A 16999-nucleotide genomic window follows, 5' to 3' on the forward strand; every position below is an offset into this window, starting at 1 on the left:
CGGCCCCGTCCGCTCGGGCTCAGCGCTGGCGGGCGGCCAGGAACTCCTCGAAGTCCAGGTAGCCCTGGTGACGGGTGTCCATCGCGTGGATCAGTGCCTCGGCCATCGAGATGGTGACGCTGTGGTCGCCCATCTCGTTGGCGGCCAGCGCGTACTCGGCCGGGGTGATCTTGCCGTCGCCGTTCTTGTCGAAACGGTCGAACATCTCCTTGATGGCCTCGACGCTCTCCATCGTTCCTCCTGGGTACTGCAAAGTCTTGCTCGGTTCGGACGGCCGTACCCTACCCGGCCGTGGTGTTCGCCACGGTCGGCGGGAGTGGACGGGCGCCCGGGTGGGTGTCGTAGTCTGCGGGTCTGATTGCTGGCCCGGACTCCTCCGGGGCGGTCGTTCGTCCAGGGAGGGAACCCGTGCTCGACCTCGCCACCAGGCTGGTGCTGAAACCTCTTTCACGGGGGATCTGGCGTCCGGCCATCGAGGGCATCGAGAACGTGCCGCGCAAGGGCGGGGTGATCCTCGCCAGCAACCACCTGTCGTTCATCGACAGCGTGGTGATCCCGCTCACCGCCCCGCGCCGGGTCCACTTCCTCGCCAAGGCCGAGTACTTCACCGGCACCGGGCTCAAGGGCCGGATCTCCAAGGGCTTCTTCGAGTCGATCGGCGCGGTTCCGGTCGAGCGCGGTACCTACCGCTCCGCCCAGGCCTCGCTGGAGTCGGCGCTGGAGATCCTGGAGGACGGCAAGGCCTTCGGCATCTACCCGGAGGGCACCCGGTCGCTGGATGGCCGGCTCTACCGGGGCAAGACGGGCGTGGCCTGGCTCGCGCTGACGGCGGGCGTCCCGGTCGTCCCGGTGGCCCTGGAGGGCCCGGAGCAGATCCTGCCGGTGGGCAAGCGGCTGCCGCGGATCAAGAAGGTGACCGTCCGCTTCGGCGAACCGCTGCACTTCGACGAGTTGCACGGGCAGGCCCGTTCGTTGAAGGCCCGTCGCCAGGTGACCGACGAGGTGATGACGGCGATCCAGCGGCTCTCCGGCCAGGAGGTCGTGGAGAGCTACAACGAGGTGCCGAAGGCGGCCTGAGCGCCGAGCGCCGTAGGCGCCCCGCGCGGTCGGCACGACTACCCGTGACCGGTACGACTACGCGCGGCCGGTACGACTACGCGTGACCGAGGGCGGCGTCCGTCAGGGACGCCGCCTCCGGCGTCTCCCGGCGCAGCAGCGCCGCGTACCGTCCGTCCAGTTCCACCAGCTCCTCGTGGGTGCCGAGTTCGACCACCCGGCCGCGGTCCAGGACGGCGATCTGGTCGGCGGAGCGGACGGTGGAGAGCCGGTGCGCGATGGTGATGGTGGTCCGGCCGGCGGCCAGGGTGTCCACGGCCTGCTGGACGGCGTGCTCGGTGCGGTTGTCGAGCGCGCTGGTGGCCTCGTCCAGGATCAGTACGGGCGGGTTGCGCAGGATGGTGCGGGCGAGCGCGAGGCGCTGCTTCTCGCCGCCGGAGAAGCGGTAGCCGCGTTCGCCGACCAGGGTGTCGTAGCCGTCCGGGAGGGCGGAGATGGTGTCGTGGATCTGCGCGGCCCGGGCGGCCTCGACCAGTTCGGCGTCGCTGGCGCCGGGCTTGGCGAAGCGTAGGTTCTCGGCGACCGAGGCGTGGAAGAGGTAGGTCTCCTGGGAGACCACGCCGACCGCGCGGGCCAGGGTGTCGAAGGACAGCTCGCGCACGTCCACGCCGTCCAGGGTGACCCGGCCGCCGGTGACGTCGTACAGCCGCGGCACCAGGTAGCTCAGGGTGGTCTTGCCCGAGCCGGTCTCGCCGACGACGGCCAGGGACGTCCCGGCCGGGACCTTGAGCTCGACGCCGTCCAGGGTGGGGCGCTCCTGCTCGGGGTCGTAGCGGAAGTCGACGGCCTCGAAGCGGACCTCGCCGCGGATGTCGGCCAGGGTGACCGGGTGCGGCGGTTCGGCGATCTCCACCGGCAGGTCGAGGTACTCGAAGATGCGCTGGAAGAGCGCGAGCGAGGTCTGCACGTCCACGCCGGTGGAGAGCAGGCTGACGGTCGGGCGGAACAGGCCCTGCTGGAGGGTGACGAAGGCGACCAGGGTGCCGACCGAGACGATCGGCGCACCGGCGGCGGAGGTCAGTCCGGCCGCCCAGTAGATCAGCGCGGGCATCGCGGCCATCACGATCATGATGGTGTTCATCCGCCAGCGCCCGGCCATGCTGGAACGCACCTCGAGGTCGGCGAGCTGGTCGGACTGCTCGGTGAACTCCCGGGCCAGCGAGTCGGAACGGCCCATGGTGCGGCCGAGCAGGATGCCGCTGACCGACAGCGACTCCTGGACCGCCGAACTCATCGCGGCCAGCTGCTTCTGCCGCTCGGTGGTGATCTTCTTGCGCTCCTGGCCGACCCGGCGGCTGATCCAGACGAACAGCGGGAGCAGGACCAGCGAGACGACCGTCAGCCGCCAGTCGAGGGCGACCATGGCGACGATCGAGGCGACCACGGCGGTGAGGTTGGAGACCAGGCTGGTCGCGGTGGAGGTCACCGTGGACTGCATGCCGCCGATGTCGTTGGCGATCCGGGACTGCACCTCGCCGGTGCGGGTGCGGGTGAAGAAGGCCAGCGACTGCCGTTGCAGGTGGCCGTAGACGGAGGTGCGCAGATCGTGCATGACGCGCTGGCCGACGGTGGTGGAGATCAGCGTCTGCAGCACGTTGAAGACGCTGTTCACCACGGCGGTGAGGATCATCCCCAGCGCGAGCAGGCTGAGCAGCCCGGTGCGGCCCTGCGGGATGGCGGTGTCCAGCACGGCCTTGAGCAGGAACGGAGAGACGACGGACACCACGGCGGAGGCGGCGACCAGCAGCCCCACCGTGGCGAGCCGGCCCCGGTACGGGCGGAAGAGCGCGAGGATGCGGCGCCACTGGGCCGGCGGGCGGGGGGCGCCCTCGGCGCGTTCGGGCGGGGTCCAGTTGATGGCGGGCCTCAAGTACGGGCCTCCCTGGGTCGGGCGCGCCGGGGTGCGGGCGCGGACGGGGGTGCGGCGGCCGGACGGACACCAGCATAGCGAGAGTAGCTCATAGTTAGGCAAGCTAATAGTGAGGATGGCTCTATTCCCTCAGGGTGGCTCTAATCCCTCGCGCTGGAGTCGGCTCCGTCCGGCCGCCTCGGTCCGGCCGTCTCAGTTCATCCCGCCGTCGCGGTTGGTCCCGCCGTCGCGGTTGGTCCCGCCGTCCCGGTCCGTGCAGCCGTCTCAGTCCGTGCGGTACGTGCGCGCCGCCTTCGAGGACAGGCCGCCGAGCTTGCCGGACGGCAGCACCCGGGCGACCGCCACGGCCAGCTTGTAGCGCTTGCCCGGCACCGACACCGAGCGACCGCGGGCGAGGTCACGCATCGCCTCGTCCACCACCCGCTCGGCCGAGAGCCAGGACCAGGAGGGGATGTTGCCGGTGCCCATGCCCGCCCGCTGGTGGAACTCGGTCCGGGTGAAGCCCGGGCAGAGCGCCATCATCCGCACGCCCGTCCCGCCGAGGTCGCGCAGCACGCCCTGGGTGAAGCTGACCACCCAGGCCTTGCTCGCCCCGTACGTGCCGCGCGGCAGGAAGGCCGCCACGGAAGCGACGTTCACGATCGCGCCCCGGCCGCGCTCGCGCATCCCCGGCAGGGCGGCCGTGGTCAGCCGCAGGATCGCCTCGATGTGCACCTTGAGCATGTCCAGCTCGTCCTGGAGCGGGACGGTCCCGAAGGCGCCCTTGTTGCCGAAGCCGGCGTTGTTGATCAGGAGGTCCACCGGGCGGGAGGCGTCCGCGAGCCGGGCCTCGACGGCGGCGATGCCCTCGTCGGTGGCGAGGTCGGCGGTCAGCACCTCCGTCTCCGCGCCGTACTTGAGCTGCAGGTTCGCGCTCGCCCGCTCCAGGCGCTCGGTGTCGCGGGCCACCAGGACGAGGCGGTGGCCGCTACGGGCGAGCCGGCGCGCGAACGCGGCTCCGATGCCGGCGGTCGCGCCGGTGATCAAGGCTGTGGTCATGCCCAGACCGTACCGACTCACCGCAGCCGCGCCCACACCCAGGGCAACGTCCCAGCTCAGCGAGGTGCGGATGCAGGCACCGGTTCGTGCTCGTAGTGTCGGACAGGGGCATCGCCCGACCGGGTGATGAACACCAGACGAGGAGGCACATCTGATGCTTACTCAGTTCCGGACCGAAACCGCTTCGGCGTCACGCAGCGCGACGCTCGCCGAGGCCGAGACACTTGCGAGCCTGATGGTGGAGGACGAGGCCGTCGTGTCCGACGCGCCCACGTACCTGCCGGAGGCCGCCGGCGCCGCCCTGCTGGCGGGCCTCCTGCTGCTCTCTCCGAAGGGCCCCAAGGAGAAGCCGACCCGCTAGCCGGGCCCGCAGGCCCCCGGGGCCCCCGCGCCTGCGCCTGCGCCTGCGCTCAGCCTCTCGAACGTTCAGCGTTTCGAACGTTCAGCATCTCGTACGTTCAGCCCCTCGAAGGAGAACCACGACACCATGCCGTTCGCCGAGACCCCACTCCGTGACGAGTACGCCGCGGCGGTCGAGCGAGTGGCGGGCCGTACCCTCGACGCCCTCCGGGACGGCGGGGGCACGGCCGCGCTCGCGGACCCCGACACCGCCGCTCCCCGTCCGGTGCTGGCCGCCGTACGAGTGCTGGGCGCGGACGTGTTCGCCCCGCAGTTGATCTCCGGGGCCGAGCCCGACACCGCCACCGCCGCGCTGCTGGCCGAGGCTCGCCGGGCGCTCCCGGCGCCGGCGCCCGCCTCCGAGGACGCGGCCCTCGTCATCGGCTGGCAGGACTGGGCGGCCGACCGGCTGCTCGCCCGCACGCCGTACGGGGACGGCGCACGGGCCGCCACCCTGCCGCCCGTGCCCCCGTTCGACCGGGAACGGCTCGGCTGGCGGACCTGGTCCGCGCGGATGGCACAACTGTCCGTCCTCGCCCTGCCAGGCCTGGACGGCCCCGTGCACGACTCCGCCCGCGCGGGCACGCTCGACCTCGCCCGCGGCACCGTCCGCGCCATGCTGCGGCGCGACGCCACCACCTCCGTCCGACTCGCCCGCTGGCTCGCCTGGGCACAGGCCGACGGCCGGCCGCTGCGCCTGGAGCTCGAGCCCGTCCTGGACCGGATCGACCAGGTCAACGACGGCACCGACCGATCCGGGCTCGAACTCGCCATAGCCCGGGCCCTGTCGAACGGGGCTCCGCGATGACCGACACCCAGATGACCGACACCCAGCTGCTCGCCACCGTCCAACAGCTCGGCTCCCGGTCGCTGGCCTGGCTGCACGACGGCTACCGGAAGGGCTACGGCCGGCTCGAGGACAACACGATCATCGACCTCGCCGAACCGAACGACGTCTACAAGCCGCTCTGCGAAGTCGCCCTGGCCGCCTCGCTCGTGATGCGCGACGGCATCACCGGCCCACGCGACACCGAGCTCGCGCGTGAGCTCCTCGAAACCGCCTGGGCCCAACTCCGGGACGGCGAGCTGCTGTACGAGCGGCAACTGCGGCACGTCACGGTCATCGACCCGCTGGAGACGTACGGCCACTTCGCCCGGGCCGGCTTCCGCCACCCCGCACTGGAGGAACTGCTCGACTCACTCGGCCGTCTGCGCTCCGTGCACGCCGTCGAGATCCCGGCCAACCGCCGGCTCGCCCTGGCCAACGCCCGGCGGATCGCGGGGCTGGAACACCGTCCGGACTGGGACGCGCTCACCGGGGCCACCTGGCTCGGCGCCCTCCCCGAACCGTGGACCATCGCCTGGCTGATCGCCTACCACGTCACCCACACCGTCTTCCACGTCACCGACTGGGGCGCCCGGCCCGAGTGCCTGCCCGAACCGATGCGCGACTACCTGCGCGACTGGCTGCCGGTCTGGCTCGACATCTGGCTGGAGATCGAGCAGTGGGACCTCGCGGGCGAACTGTTGATCGTCGACTCGTGCATCGGCCGGCCCGTCACCGGCCGGATCGGCTGGGAGGCCCTGGCCGCCGTCCAGCAGCCGGACGGCCTGATTCCGTGCGAGGGGTCGGCGCCCGACTACGACGACCCGGAGGACGCCTTCCGCGATCACGGGCACACCGCCGTGGTCGGAGTGGTGGCTGCCACCGTGGCGCTCTCGCGTGCGCTCGGCGGCACTCCGGTGACCGGGTGAACGACCTGGCCGCCGCGGTGGCGGCGGCGGTCCGGGCCGCCCAACCGCACGCCACCGCCGTCACGGTGGCCGTGGCACGCGGGGAGGCGGAGGAGGTGCACTGCCACGGACGGCTCGGACACGAGCCGACCGCGCCGCCGTGCACGCCGGACACCGTCTTCGAACTCGGCTCGGTGACCAAGACCTTCACCGCGCTGCTGCTGGCCGACATGGCCGTGCGTGGCGAACTCGCCCTGGACGACCCGATGGAGGACCGGCTTCCGCGCCACTGGCGCCCGGCGCGCGTCCGCTCGGCCGAACCGATCCGGCTGCTGCACCTGGCCACCCACACCTCCGGCCTGTCCCGCCTACCGCCGGGGCTGCTCGCGAGCGCCCTGCCGGCCTGGTCCAGCAACCCCTACGCCGCCTACGGCGACGAGCAGTTGAGGGACGGACTGGCCCGAACCACCGTACGCGGGAGACCGGGCAGCCGGTTCAGGTACTCCAACTACGGGGTCGCGCTCCTCGGCCGGGCGCTCGCCGAGACTGCGGGGATCCCGTACGAGCAGCTGCTCGCCGAACGGATCTGCCGACCGTTGGGCCTGCGCTCCACGGGCTGCGCACCGGACACACCGGGGCGGGCCGTAGGACACCGACGCGGGCGGGCACTACCGCCCTGGCGGATCCCCGGGCTCCCGGGAGCCGGCGCGGTACGGGCCGGCGGGGCCGACCTGCTGCGCTATCTGAGGCTCCATCTCGACGGAGCAGAAGGCGAGTTGGGGGCAGCAGCGCGGGACGTCCAACGCTCGAGACTGCGGCTGCCGCACTCCACCGACCGGATCGGCCTGGTCTGGATGCACCGCCGCTCGGGCGACCGGGACCTCTACTTCCACTCCGGTGGCACCCGGGGGTTCACCGCCTTCGTCGGATTCTCACCGGAGGGATCGGCCGCCGTAGCCGCACTGGCCAACACCGGGCCGGCACTGAACGGACGGTTCGTACAGGCCGGGTACGAGGTGCTGCGGGCCGTGAGCCGCGCCGGCTAGACGGCCGCCGCCTTGGCCCGGTCGGCGGCGATGTGCACCGCCAGACCGGCGAGCACCGCGCCCATCACGTACCGCTGGACGCGCAGCCAGGCCGGGCGGCGGCCGAGGAAACCCGCGATGCCGCCCGCGGTCATCGCGATCAGGCCGTTCACGCCGACCGCGATCACAATCTGGACCAGGCCCAGCACCAGGCTCTGCAGGGCGACGTGCCCGCGCTCGGGCGCCACGAACTGGGGCAGCAGCGAGACGTACATGATGGCGATCTTGGGGTTGAGCAGGCAGGTCAGGAAGCCCATCGCGAACAGGCGGCGCGGCGGGTCCGGCGGCAGCTGCTGCGGGGCGAACACCGCCGTGCCGCCGGGCTTGACCGCCTTCCAGGCCAGCCAGAGCAGGTAGCCGACACCGGCCAGCTTGATCCCGGTGTAGAGGGCGGGGACGACCGAGAAGACCGCGGCCACTCCGGCCGTCACGGCGACCAGGTAGACCAGGAAGCCGGTCGCCACGCCGGTCAGCGAGACCAGGCCGGCCCGGCGGCCCTGGGATATCGAGCGCGACACCAGGTAGATCATGTTCGGCCCCGGGGACAGCGCCATGCCCAGCGCCACGGCGGCGATGCCGAGCACGGCGTGGCCGTCCACTGCGGATGTCAAGGTGTCCAACGCATCCAGCTCTTCCATGCGAGGAGGCTAGGGCGCGGATCCCGCTCGATGCAATGATGGCTTTGCGCTCGGTGCAATGTCTGCTCGGCGCTATCTCTGCACGGTGTATCCCTGCTAGGTGCAATGTCTTCTGGGCGCGAAGAAGGGGCTCGGAGACCGATGGACGACTACCACCTGATCGCGGACCGGGTCGCCGCCGACATCACGGCCGGGAGGCTGCGACCCGGCCAGCAGCTGCCCACCCAGCGGGCCTTCGCCCGTAGCCGGGGCATCGCCGCCTCGACCACGGGCCGGGTCTACCGCGAACTGGCCCGGCGCGGGCTGACCGTCGGCGAGGTCGGGCGGGGCACCTTCGTCCGGGCCGGGCGCGGTACGGCGGCGGACGACGGACGGATCCCGCTCGCCGAACCGGCCGACGCGCCGATCGACCTGGAGCTCAACTACCCCACCACACCTGGACAGTCCGAACTGCTGGCCGCCGCCCTGGCACCGCTGCTGCGGGCGGACGCGCTGGGCGAGGCGCTGCGGCCGGTCGGCGCGGCGGGGACGGCGGCCGCCCGGCGGGCCTTCGCGGAACTGCTGTCGACGGATGCGGGCGGCTGGGGCGCCGACCCTCGGGAGCTGCTGTTCGCGGGCAACGGGCGGCAGGCGGTCGCGGGGGCGCTCGCCGCGCTGGTGCCGCCCGGGCAGCGGCTGGGGGTCGAGGCGCTGACGTACCCGGTGGTCAAGGCCGTGGCCGGGCAGTTGGGCATCCGGCTGGTGCCGCTCGCGGTCGACGAACACGGGCTGCGGCCCGACGCCCTGGCGGCAGCCCACCGCGCGGCGCCGCTGAGCGCGGTGTACGTCCAGCCCCGGCTGCACAATCCGCTCGGCACCAGCCTGCCGCCCGAGCGGGCGGCCGCCCTGGCCGGGGAGCTGCGCCGACTGGACCTGCCGGTGGTCGAGGACGCTATCTGGTCCTTCCTGCGGCCCGGGTCGGCTCCGCTCGCCGCGCTGGCGCCCGAGCGGACGGTGCTGGTCGACAGCCTCTCCAAGCGGCTCGCCCCCGGACTGACCACCGGGGTCGCGGTTGTCCCGGACGGGCTGCGCGAGCGGGTCGCGGCGGCCCTGCGGGCCGGCGGGTGGACGCCGAACGGCTTCGCGCTGGAGGCGGCTGTGCGCTGGATCGGGGACGGGACGCCGACCGCGGTGGCAGCGGCGAAGCGTGCGGACGCGACCGCCCGGCAGGCACTGGCCCGGGAGATGCTTCCCGGGCAGCGGCTGCGGGCGGACCCGTGCTCGTACTACCTGTGGTGGGAACTGCCGGGGGCCTGGCGGGCGGAGACCTTCGTCGCCGCGGCCGCCCGGGCGGGCATCTCGATCACACCCGCGGCCGCCTTCGCGGTGGATCCGCGGAGCACCCCGTCCGCGGTGCGGGTGGGTCTGGCCTCGCCGCCGTTGCCGGTGCTGGGGTGGGCGCTGGGGGTGCTGGCGGGGATCGCGGGTGGCGGGTGACAACTGACAGGTAACAGATAACAGCGGACAGATGACAGCTGACAGATTTCGAAAGTTGTTATCTGTTATCTGAAATCTGTCAGCTGTTCGCTGTCAGCAGTCAGCAGTCAGTAAGGCAGCTGTCACGCGCCGCCCGTCCGCCGCCCGCCGTCAGTCCCCCGCCCCCGTCCGTTCCCTCCGCACCGCCGTGTCGGCCGCACCACCGGCCCCGACGGCGCGCAGGCGGGAGGCGGCGGTGGCCGCGAGCTGCGGGGCGAGCTTGGCGACGTCGCGGGAGCCGACCACGGCGATCAGGCTCGGCAGCAGCCAGCGCACCGGCTGCATCCCGCGCAGCCATGCCTGGGCGTACACATGGGCGGAGCGCCGGGCGATACCGGCGACGATCCGGTCCACGGCCGGCTCCAGTGGGTACGTCTTGTTGGCCGGCCACGGCAGCCGGCTGCGCATCTGCTTGAGCACGGCATCCTCGTCGGCACCGCGCACCATGTCCGTGTCGGTCCAACTCAGGTACCCCACACCGACCTTGACCCCCTGGTAGGCGACCTCGGCGCGGATCGAGTGGGCGAAGGCCTCCACCCCGGACTTGCTGGCGCAGTAGGCGCTCATCAGCGGCGCCGGGGTGAGTGCGGCGAGCGAGGCGATCTGCAGCAGGTAGCCGCGGCTCTCGGTGAGGGCCGGCAGGAAGGCCCGCGCGGTGGCGACACTGCCCAGCAGATTGACCTCGATCACTCGACTGAACGCCCGGTGGTCGCTGTCGGCGAGCGGTCCGCCGATCGCGATCCCGGCATTGGCGACCACGGTGTCGATCCGCCCGTAGTGCTCCTTGATCCGCTCGGCGGTGGCGCCGAGCGCCTCCAGGTCGGTGACGTCCACCTCCCAGGCGGTCGCGTCGGCGCCGCACTGCGCCGCGACGGCCTTCAACTCCTCGGGCTCCAGGCCCAGTAGAGCGACCTTGGCCCCGCATCGGGCCAGCTTCCGGGCCAGCGAGGCACCGACCCCACGGGCGGCCCCGGTGACCACCACGACCTGCGCGGACAGCGGCGGGATGGCGTTCATGCGACGGTGGTCCTCTCGACGGCGGGGTCGACGGCAGGGGCGGAGGCGGGCGCGGAGGCAGGAGCAGGAGCGGAGGCAGCAGCAGGGACGGAAACGGTCTCGGTGGGCGCGCCCGCCAGATGGGCGCAGGCCATCCGGTGGATCTCGGCCGCGACCTCCGCCGGGCGCTCCAGCGGCGCCATGTGACCGACCCCGGGAAGCAGCAACAACCCCTGTGGGTCGGCGAGTTCGGCGACCATCCGGTGGGCGTGCACCGGCGGGGTGAGCCGGTCGGCGGTGCCCACCACCACGGCGGTGGGGGCGGTGATCCGGCCGAGCCCGGCCCGTACGTCCAGCCGGTCGAGCACTCCGGCCCAGTGGTAGCGGACCGCGGTCGGGCAGGCGTGCACGATCCGGGCCGTCGCCTCGACCTGCCCGGCAGGTGAACTCGGCCCCATGGTCGCATACTTGAGCGCAGCCCGACTCAGTCCCGAGACCGGCCCGAGCGGCAACCGGGAGCGCAGCAGCTGCCGGTGCAGGAAGCGCCGCAGACCCGGGGCGCGCACGCCGTCCGGCAGGACGGTGAGCTCGGCGACCAGGTCGGCCGGCCCGGTGGAGATCAAGACGTTCGCGGCGGTGCGCTCGGCGACCTCGGGGCGGCCGCCGGCGGCCATGATGGTCATGCCACCCATGCTGTGCCCGGCCAGCACGGCCCGTTCCCCCGCCGGGACGGTCCGCGCGAGCACGGCGGCCAGGTCCTCGGCGAGCGCCCGGGTGGAGTAGCGGGCCCGACTGGGCGGGATCTCGCTCTGCCCGTGGCCGCGCTGGTCGTAGGCCACCACCCGGTAGCGGTCGGAGAGTTCGCGGATCACCGGGGCCCAGAAGGCGGTCGAGCAGGTCCAGCCGTGGGACAGCACCACGGTGGGCGCGCCGGGTTGGCCGTGCACCTCGGCGTGCAGCCGGATGCCGTCCGCCGACCGGATGCTCAACTCCTCGACGGGCGTGGGCGGAACGTACTCGGCGGGCAGCTGGACGGCACTCATGCGGTGGCCTCCTGGGCGGCGGTGGAAGCGACGGGACGGGCGGTGCTCGGTTCGGTGCGCATGATCAGCTCGTACTCACCCAGGTCGACCTTGCGGGTGGCGCGGCGGAAGGAGGTCGTGGAGCCGGGCCAGAGCACGGTGTTCTTGCCGTTCGGGTCCAGGTACCAGCTGCGGCAGCCGCCGGTGGTCCAGACGGTGCGGTCCATCCGGTGCTGGAGTTCCAGGTTCCACTGCCGCTGGGCCCGGACGGTGGGCTGCATGGCGGCGGCGCCCACCGTGTCGAGTGTGGTCAACGCGTCGATCATGTAGTTCAGTTGGGACTCGATCATGAGGATCATCGAGCTGTTGCCGAGGCCGGTGTTGGGGCCGATCACGAAGAAGAGGTTGGGGAAGCCGTGCACGGCCGAGCCGCGCAGGGCCTCCATGCCGTCCTTCCACTCCTCCGCCAGACTGGTCCCGTTCACCCCGAACACCCGGGCACCGATGGGCATGTCGGTGACGTGGAAGCCGGTACCGAAGACGATCGCGTCGACCTCGTGCTCGCTGCCGTCGGCGGCCACCAGGGTGGAGCCGCGCAGTTCGCGCAGGCCGGAGGAGACGACCTCGGTGTTGGCCGCGGCGAGCGCCGGGTAGTACGTGTTGCTGAGCAGGATGCGCTTGCAGCCGATCCGGTAGTCCGGGGAGAGCCTGGCGCGCAGCGCGGGGTCGGCGACGCCCTGGGCGATGTGGCGCTCGGCGAGCTGCTGGACGACCCGCAGCAGCCCGGGGCGGCGCACGAAGGCGTCGACCTGCAGCTCGCGGAGCGCGAACAGGGTGCCGCGACGGATCTTGGCGGTGACCGGCAGCCGGCCGTGCAGCCACTTCTCCAGCTGGCTGATCTCGCGGTCGCGGCGCGGCAGGACCCAGGCGGGGGTGCGCTGGAAGACGGTCAGCGTGCCGACCTTCGGCTGGATCGACGGGATGATCTGGGCGGCGGAGGCGCCGGTACCGACCATCGCCACGCGCTTGCCGGTCAGGTCGAAGTCGTGGTCCCAGCGGGAGGAGTGGAAGACCTTGCCGGGGAAGGTGCTCAGGCCGGGCAGGTCGGGGATCTGCGGGTCGGCGAGCGGTCCGGCGGCGGAGACGACGGCGTCGGCGGTCCACTGACCGGCCGAGGTGGTGATCCGCCAGCGGGTCCGCTCGGCCTCCCAACGGGCCTCCAGCACCTCGGCGTTGAAGCGCAGGTGCGGGCGGATTCCGAAGACGGTGGCGACCTTCTCCAGGTAGGCGCGGATGTCGGGCTGGCCGGAGAAGCTGCGCGGCCAGTCGGGGTTGGGCGCGAAGGAGAAGGAGTAGAGGTGCGAGGGTACGTCGCAGGCGCAGCCGGGGTAGCTGTTGTCGCGCCAGGTACCGCCGACCGAGTCCGCGCGCTCCAGCACGACGAAGTCGGTGATGCCGGCGCGGCGCAGCCGGACGGCCGCACCGAGGCCGCCGAAGCCGGAGCCGATCACCGCCACCCGCACGTGCGGTACGGCCTCCGCTGCGGCGCCGGGGTCGGGCGCCGGGGTCGCGCCGGGGCGGGGGCGCTTGCTGCTGGATGCCATGCGGCCTCCTCCTGAGGGTGGGGCGGTGGTCTTCACGCTCTTCCGGGGGCGGCGCCCTCGGAAACCTCCGGGGCCGCGCCCCGGAGCCCTGCCGATCGCGCCAGTAATCACTGGCATGGTGGGCAGGGTAGTCCTTGCTGACACCGGATGGAAGAAGCACGACAGCCCGGATCCACCGGAAGTCCCCGGAATTCCGGGAGGGCCCGCCGCCGACCTGACGGACCTATGCTGATCGCCGTGGACAAGGTCAGAGCTGCTGCGGACGACAGAAAACGCGAGTACCGGGTGGAGGAACTGGCCGAAGCGGCCGGGATCACCACCCGCACCCTGCGCTTCTACCGTGAGCGCAAACTGCTCCAACCGCCCCGCAAGGAGGGCCGGATCGCCTGGTACGGCGAGGAGCACCTGACCCGGCTGCGGATGATCGGCGAACTGCTCGACCGCGGCCACACCCTGGGCGGGATCGCCGAACTGATCGGCGCCGGCGAGAGCGGACAGGACGTCGCGGAGCTGATCGGGCTCGAAGCCGCGATCGTCGCCCCCTGGTCGGACGAGACCCCGGTGCGCCTGGAGTGGGACGAGCTCAAGGCCGCCTTCGGGGACCAGCTCACCGAGGAGAACACCGCCGAATCGATCGCCCAGGGCTACATCACGGTCGAGGAGGACGGGATCACCCACGTCAGCCGCCGGCTGATGGACGCCACCACCGAGCTGGTCGCCGAGGGCGTACCGCTCTCGGCCGTACTGGACGCCAGCCGGCGCACCCGGGAACACGTCGACGCCATCGCCGAGATCTTCATCGAGGTGGTCAGCGACCACCTGCTGAGCGTGCTCTCCGCCGACACCCCGCTGGCACCGGGCGAGGCGGCCAAGCTCACCGAACGCATCCTGCGGGTACGGCCGCTCGCCCGCACCGTCGCCGACGCGCAGTTCACCCTCGCGATGGACCGCCGGGTGCGTGCCGAGTACGCCGAACTGCTGCGCCAGCGACGGGAGTACGGCTCCGAGGCGTAGTGGGGCGGCTGGGCGGGCAGGGATTTCCGCGCCCCGTCAGTCCGTTGAGGAGCCGCCGATGCCCCGCACCCTCGGCCGTCGAACCCCCGATCGTCGAACTCTCAGTCGCCGCACGGCACTCGGTCTCGCCGCCGGGCTCGCACCCGGCCTCCTGCTCGCCGCCTGCGGGCCCGACTCCCCCACGCCGGGCGGCGGTTCGACGGGCTCCGGCGGCACCCGGACCGTCCAGCACGCGCGCGGCACGAGCACCGTACCGGACCGGGCCGCGCGGGTGGTGGCGCTGGACACGGACGCCCTCGACTCGGTGGTCACCCTCGGGCTGAGCCCGGTCGGCGCCACCACCGTCAGCGAGGGCGCGCCCTTCCCCGGGTACCTCCCCGCCGAGCGGCTGGCCGGGACGAAGGCGGTCGGCACGATCGGCCAGCCGAACCTGGAGGCGATCGCGGCGCTGCGGCCCGATCTCATCCTCAGCAACCAGGTCCGCGACGACAAGCGGTACGACCAGCTGTCCAGGATCGCTCCGACCGTACTGTCCAGGACCACCGGCCCGGCCTGGAAGGAGAACGTCCGGCTGCACGCCGAGGCGATGGGCCGCGGGGCCGAGGCCGAGGCGGCGGACGCGGCGTACCGGGCCAAGGTGCGGGACCTCGTGACCGCACTGGGCGGGCCGGCCAAAGCGGCGGCCACCCGGGTCGAGATGGCCCGCTTCCTGGCCGGCGCGCCCACCCGGCTCTACCTCGACGACACCTTCATCGGCTCGCTGTTCAAGGACCTCGGGCTCGGCCGCCCGGCCAACCAGGGCAAGCCGGGGTTCTCGCTGGAGATCAGCCCCGAGCAGGTGGACCAGGCGGCGGCCGACGTCATCTTCTACTCGGTGTACGGGGACCCGGCGAAGTCCGACCGGACCCGGATCACCGAGGGAGCGCTTTGGAAGAACATCGACGCCGTCCGCAACGGCCGGGTGTACCAGGTGGACGACAGCCTCTGGATGCTCGGCATCGGCTACACCGGGGCCGGGCTGATCCTGGACCAGATCCGCAAGGACCTGGTGTGACGGCCGTCGGGTGGGGGCTGACAGTTCACAGAGGACGGCTGGCGGCTGACAGATCACAGCGAACAGATTTCAGATAACAGATGTTGAAATCTGTTATCTGTTCGCTGTGATCTGTTCGCTGCTACTTGTCAGCCGTCACCGGCCGGCCTCGTCAGCCGTCCACCACCCCCGGCGCCAGCGCGGGCGACGGGAAGACGTGCCGGGCCTCGCCGCCCGCCCACCAGACACCGATCGCGAACACCGCCGTCGCCTCCAGCAGCCCCGCCCGGTCCAGGCCGCCGCAGTGCACCGGCGTGCAGCCCATCGAAGCCACCAGCTCGGCGGTGAGGGCCGCAGCCGATCGATCGTCCGCGCAGTACGGGACGCCGAGTGGCGCCCCCTCGAAGCGGGGCCGTGGCAGCGACCAGATGCTCTCGTGGCAGACGCCGAACGCCTTCACCACCCGCGCCGCCGGGGCCGCCGAGGCGAGCCGCCCAGCCATGGAGTCGGCAGCTCCCGCCGTGGTCAGCGCCGGCCCGTCCGGGCCCGGGGCCATCGGGACGGTGCAGTCCAACAGGACCCGTCCGGCCAGTTCGTCCGCCAGCGACGCGACCACCGGCTCCGCCGCCCCGGCCGGAAGCGCGACCAGCACCGCCTGCCCGAACCGCGCCGCCTCCACGGGTTCGCCGCCGCCCGCGGCCCCGATCGCCCCGGCGAGCTTCCGTGCCGCCGCCGCGTCCCGACCACCCACCACCACCTCGTGCCCGGCCCGTACCCACGCCCCGCCCAGTGCGCCCGCCATGGCGCCGGTGCCGAGAATGCCGATCCGCATGGTCCATCCACTCCTCGTCACGTGAAATGCCGTGCCCGGACGCTAGCCGGGTCGATGCACACCGCCGGGTAGGCAACGGGCAGGGCAGGATGGACCCATGCGGAACGAAGGCGTCAGCGACGAGCGATCGGGCGGCGGGCCGGGCAGCGCCCCGGGCGGCGCTGCGGGGTTCGCCGCGGACTGCCGCGCCCGACTGGCCTTCGAGGTGATCGCCAACCGTTGGGACAACGTGGTGCTGTACGTCCTCGGCGAGGGCGGACCGATGCGCCCGCGCACCCTGCTGGACCGGATCGGCGGCCTCAGCCCGAAGGTGCTCAACGAAACGCTGCGGCGACTGGAGTACAACGGCCTGGTGGAGCGCCACCGTTACGCCGAGGCCCCGCCGCGCGTCGACTACGCCCTGACCGATGCGGGCACCGCCCTGCTCGACCCGATCCGCGCCCTCGGCGCCTGGGCAGAGACCCACGCGGACTCCGTCCTCGCCGCCCAGGAGAGGTACGAAAACAACAGCAGTTGACGGTACGTCACCTCAGCCAGCCTGTCAGTCCCGCGTGCCATCCTCCTCGTGCACCCACGACAACCGGAGGCACCCGTGCACACCGATCTGGACGAACTGGAAGTCCTCACCCTCTTCGTGGCGGACGTCCCCGCCGCGAAGGCCTTCTACCAGGAGGTCTTCGGCCTGCCGGTGGTCCACGAGGACGACGCCTCGGCCGTCCTCCGACTGCGGAACCTGCTGCTCAACCTGCTGGCGGCGGACCAGGCGCCCGAGCTGGTGGAGCCCGCGCCGGTGGCAGCGCCCGCCGTGGGGGTGCGGGCGCTGCTGACCGTCCGGGTCCCGGACGTGGACGCGGTCTGCGCCCAACTGGCAGAGCGCGGCGTCGCGTTGCTCAACGGCCCGGTGGACCGCCCGTGGGGCCGCCGGACGGCCGCCTTCGCCGACCCGGCGGGTCACGTCTGGGAGGTCGCCCAGGACCTCACCTGACCCGCCTGACCCGCCTGCCCCGCGCCCCACCCGCCACGCCCGACGCGCGCACCGACGACGGGAGCGACGGTGGTCCGCACACCGTCGCCCCCGCCGTCCGACCCGGCCGTTCGGCACC

General features: G+C 72.6%; 18 protein-coding genes. 10 read left to right on the plus strand and 8 right to left on the minus strand.

Features of this window, described 5'->3' with window-relative positions; genetic code table 11:
* Positions 1–19 precede the first annotated feature (19 nt).
* Positions 20–232 carry an EF-hand domain-containing protein gene (locus AB0F71_RS08010; protein WP_350504210.1) on the minus strand — a complete coding sequence of 71 codons (213 nt, stop codon included), beginning with the start codon at positions 230–232 and terminating at the stop codon, positions 20–22.
* 176 nt (positions 233–408) lie between these two features.
* Here AB0F71_RS08010 and AB0F71_RS08015 point away from each other — a divergent pair, with 176 nt between their 5' ends.
* Complete coding sequence (locus AB0F71_RS08015; RefSeq protein ID WP_360229750.1) at positions 409–1077, plus strand: lysophospholipid acyltransferase family protein; 669 nt, start codon at positions 409–411, stop codon at positions 1075–1077.
* Positions 1078–1153: 76 nt separating this feature from the next.
* On the opposite strand, the gene AB0F71_RS08020 is transcribed toward AB0F71_RS08015, so the two are convergent.
* Both AB0F71_RS08020 and AB0F71_RS08025 read right to left on the minus strand, forming a co-directional pair.
* Positions 1154–2986, minus strand: coding sequence for an ABC transporter ATP-binding protein (locus AB0F71_RS08020; protein ID WP_360229752.1), 1833 nt, complete (start codon positions 2984–2986; stop codon positions 1154–1156).
* Positions 2987–3250: 264 nt separating this feature from the next.
* Positions 3251–4024 carry an SDR family oxidoreductase gene (locus AB0F71_RS08025; RefSeq protein WP_360229754.1) on the minus strand — a complete coding sequence of 258 codons (774 nt, stop codon included), beginning with the start codon at positions 4022–4024 and terminating at the stop codon, positions 3251–3253.
* Between the two features lie 154 nt (positions 4025–4178).
* Between AB0F71_RS08025 and AB0F71_RS08030 the strand changes: the two genes are divergently transcribed.
* The 4 genes from AB0F71_RS08030 to AB0F71_RS08045 all read left to right on the plus strand — a co-directional run bounded on the left by AB0F71_RS08030 (position 4179) and on the right by AB0F71_RS08045 (position 7203).
* Positions 4179–4385 (plus strand): hypothetical protein, encoded by a 207-nt coding sequence (locus AB0F71_RS08030; RefSeq protein ID WP_360229756.1) that lies wholly within the window; start codon positions 4179–4181, stop codon positions 4383–4385.
* A 126-nt stretch (positions 4386–4511) separates the two neighbouring features.
* Entirely contained in the window at positions 4512–5231 is a 720-nt protein-coding gene (locus AB0F71_RS08035) for a hypothetical protein (protein ID WP_360229758.1), read from the plus strand.
* Positions 5228–6178 carry a hypothetical protein gene (locus tag AB0F71_RS08040; protein ID WP_360229760.1) on the plus strand — a complete coding sequence of 317 codons (951 nt, stop codon included), beginning with the start codon at positions 5228–5230 and terminating at the stop codon, positions 6176–6178. The genes AB0F71_RS08035 and AB0F71_RS08040 overlap by 4 nt, the downstream gene beginning before the upstream one ends.
* Complete coding sequence (locus tag AB0F71_RS08045) at positions 6175–7203, plus strand: serine hydrolase domain-containing protein (protein ID WP_360229762.1); 1029 nt, start codon at positions 6175–6177, stop codon at positions 7201–7203. Before AB0F71_RS08040 ends, AB0F71_RS08045 begins: the two co-directional genes overlap by 4 nt.
* Here the strand turns inward: AB0F71_RS08045 and AB0F71_RS08050 are convergent.
* Positions 7200–7880, minus strand: a complete 681-nt coding sequence (locus AB0F71_RS08050; RefSeq protein ID WP_360229764.1) for a LysE family translocator — start codon at positions 7878–7880, stop codon at positions 7200–7202. The genes AB0F71_RS08045 and AB0F71_RS08050 overlap by 4 nt on opposite strands.
* 141 nt (positions 7881–8021) lie before the next feature.
* Between AB0F71_RS08050 and AB0F71_RS08055 the strand changes: the two genes are divergently transcribed.
* A complete protein-coding gene (locus AB0F71_RS08055) occupies positions 8022–9356 on the plus strand; it encodes a PLP-dependent aminotransferase family protein (protein WP_360229766.1) in 1335 nt (444 codons plus the stop codon).
* 150 nt (positions 9357–9506) lie between these two features.
* On the opposite strand, the gene AB0F71_RS08060 is transcribed toward AB0F71_RS08055, so the two are convergent.
* The 3 genes from AB0F71_RS08060 to AB0F71_RS08070 are packed head-to-tail and all read right to left on the minus strand — an operon-like array spanning position 9507 to position 13017.
* A complete protein-coding gene (locus tag AB0F71_RS08060; protein ID WP_360229768.1) occupies positions 9507–10412 on the minus strand; it encodes an SDR family oxidoreductase in 906 nt (301 codons plus the stop codon).
* Positions 10409–11434, minus strand: coding sequence for an alpha/beta fold hydrolase (locus AB0F71_RS08065; protein WP_360229770.1), 1026 nt, complete (start codon positions 11432–11434; stop codon positions 10409–10411). Before AB0F71_RS08065 ends, AB0F71_RS08060 begins: the two co-directional genes overlap by 4 nt.
* Complete coding sequence (locus AB0F71_RS08070; protein WP_360229772.1) at positions 11431–13017, minus strand: NAD(P)/FAD-dependent oxidoreductase; 1587 nt, start codon at positions 13015–13017, stop codon at positions 11431–11433. Before AB0F71_RS08070 ends, AB0F71_RS08065 begins: the two co-directional genes overlap by 4 nt.
* Positions 13018–13254: 237 nt before the next feature.
* Between AB0F71_RS08070 and AB0F71_RS08075 the strand changes: the two genes are divergently transcribed.
* A complete protein-coding gene (locus tag AB0F71_RS08075; RefSeq protein ID WP_360229774.1) occupies positions 13255–14031 on the plus strand; it encodes a MerR family transcriptional regulator in 777 nt (258 codons plus the stop codon).
* A gap of 58 nt (positions 14032–14089) precedes the next feature.
* Entirely contained in the window at positions 14090–15085 is a 996-nt protein-coding gene (locus tag AB0F71_RS08080; protein ID WP_360229776.1) for an iron-siderophore ABC transporter substrate-binding protein, read from the plus strand.
* A 151-nt stretch (positions 15086–15236) separates the two neighbouring features.
* On the opposite strand, the gene AB0F71_RS08085 is transcribed toward AB0F71_RS08080, so the two are convergent.
* Positions 15237–15896: an NAD(P)-binding domain-containing protein gene (locus AB0F71_RS08085; protein ID WP_360229778.1), complete on the minus strand. Its 660-nt coding sequence runs from the start codon at positions 15894–15896 to the stop codon at positions 15237–15239.
* A gap of 97 nt (positions 15897–15993) precedes the next feature.
* On the opposite strand from AB0F71_RS08085, the gene AB0F71_RS08090 reads away from it, so the two are divergent.
* The gene (locus tag AB0F71_RS08090; protein WP_360229780.1) at positions 15994–16413 is read left to right on the plus strand and encodes a helix-turn-helix domain-containing protein; all 420 of its coding nucleotides are present in this window, start codon (positions 15994–15996) and stop codon (positions 16411–16413) included.
* Positions 16414–16488: 75 nt separating this feature from the next.
* Positions 16489–16881, plus strand: coding sequence for a VOC family protein (locus tag AB0F71_RS08095; protein WP_360229782.1), 393 nt, complete (start codon positions 16489–16491; stop codon positions 16879–16881).
* Positions 16882–16999 lie beyond the last annotated feature (118 nt).

The organism is Kitasatospora sp. NPDC028055 (assembly GCF_040637885.1).
Classification (GTDB): Bacteria; Actinomycetota; Actinomycetes; order Streptomycetales; family Streptomycetaceae; genus Kitasatospora.

What these genes read in the sequence shown, in the direction of transcription:
- AB0F71_RS08040 (WP_360229760.1), top strand. Translation starts at nt 5,228, where the DNA reads ATGACCGACACCCAGATGACCGACACCCAGCTGCTCGCCACCGTCCAA.
- AB0F71_RS08025 (WP_360229754.1), bottom strand. Translation starts at nt 4,024, where the DNA reads ATGACCACAGCCTTGATCACCGGCGCGACCGCCGGCATCGGAGCCGCG.
- AB0F71_RS08055 (WP_360229766.1), top strand. Translation starts at nt 8,022, where the DNA reads ATGGACGACTACCACCTGATCGCGGACCGGGTCGCCGCCGACATCACG.
- AB0F71_RS08070 (WP_360229772.1), bottom strand. Translation starts at nt 13,017, where the DNA reads ATGGCATCCAGCAGCAAGCGCCCCCGCCCCGGCGCGACCCCGGCGCCC.
- AB0F71_RS08030 (WP_360229756.1), top strand. Translation starts at nt 4,179, where the DNA reads ATGCTTACTCAGTTCCGGACCGAAACCGCTTCGGCGTCACGCAGCGCG.
- AB0F71_RS08085 (WP_360229778.1), bottom strand. Translation starts at nt 15,896, where the DNA reads ATGCGGATCGGCATTCTCGGCACCGGCGCCATGGCGGGCGCACTGGGC.
- AB0F71_RS08010 (WP_350504210.1), bottom strand. Translation starts at nt 232, where the DNA reads ATGGAGAGCGTCGAGGCCATCAAGGAGATGTTCGACCGTTTCGACAAG.
- AB0F71_RS08065 (WP_360229770.1), bottom strand. Translation starts at nt 11,434, where the DNA reads ATGAGTGCCGTCCAGCTGCCCGCCGAGTACGTTCCGCCCACGCCCGTC.
- AB0F71_RS08050 (WP_360229764.1), bottom strand. Translation starts at nt 7,880, where the DNA reads ATGGAAGAGCTGGATGCGTTGGACACCTTGACATCCGCAGTGGACGGC.
- AB0F71_RS08080 (WP_360229776.1), top strand. Translation starts at nt 14,090, where the DNA reads ATGCCCCGCACCCTCGGCCGTCGAACCCCCGATCGTCGAACTCTCAGT.
- AB0F71_RS08035 (WP_360229758.1), top strand. Translation starts at nt 4,512, where the DNA reads ATGCCGTTCGCCGAGACCCCACTCCGTGACGAGTACGCCGCGGCGGTC.
- AB0F71_RS08060 (WP_360229768.1), bottom strand. Translation starts at nt 10,412, where the DNA reads ATGAACGCCATCCCGCCGCTGTCCGCGCAGGTCGTGGTGGTCACCGGG.
- AB0F71_RS08090 (WP_360229780.1), top strand. Translation starts at nt 15,994, where the DNA reads ATGCGGAACGAAGGCGTCAGCGACGAGCGATCGGGCGGCGGGCCGGGC.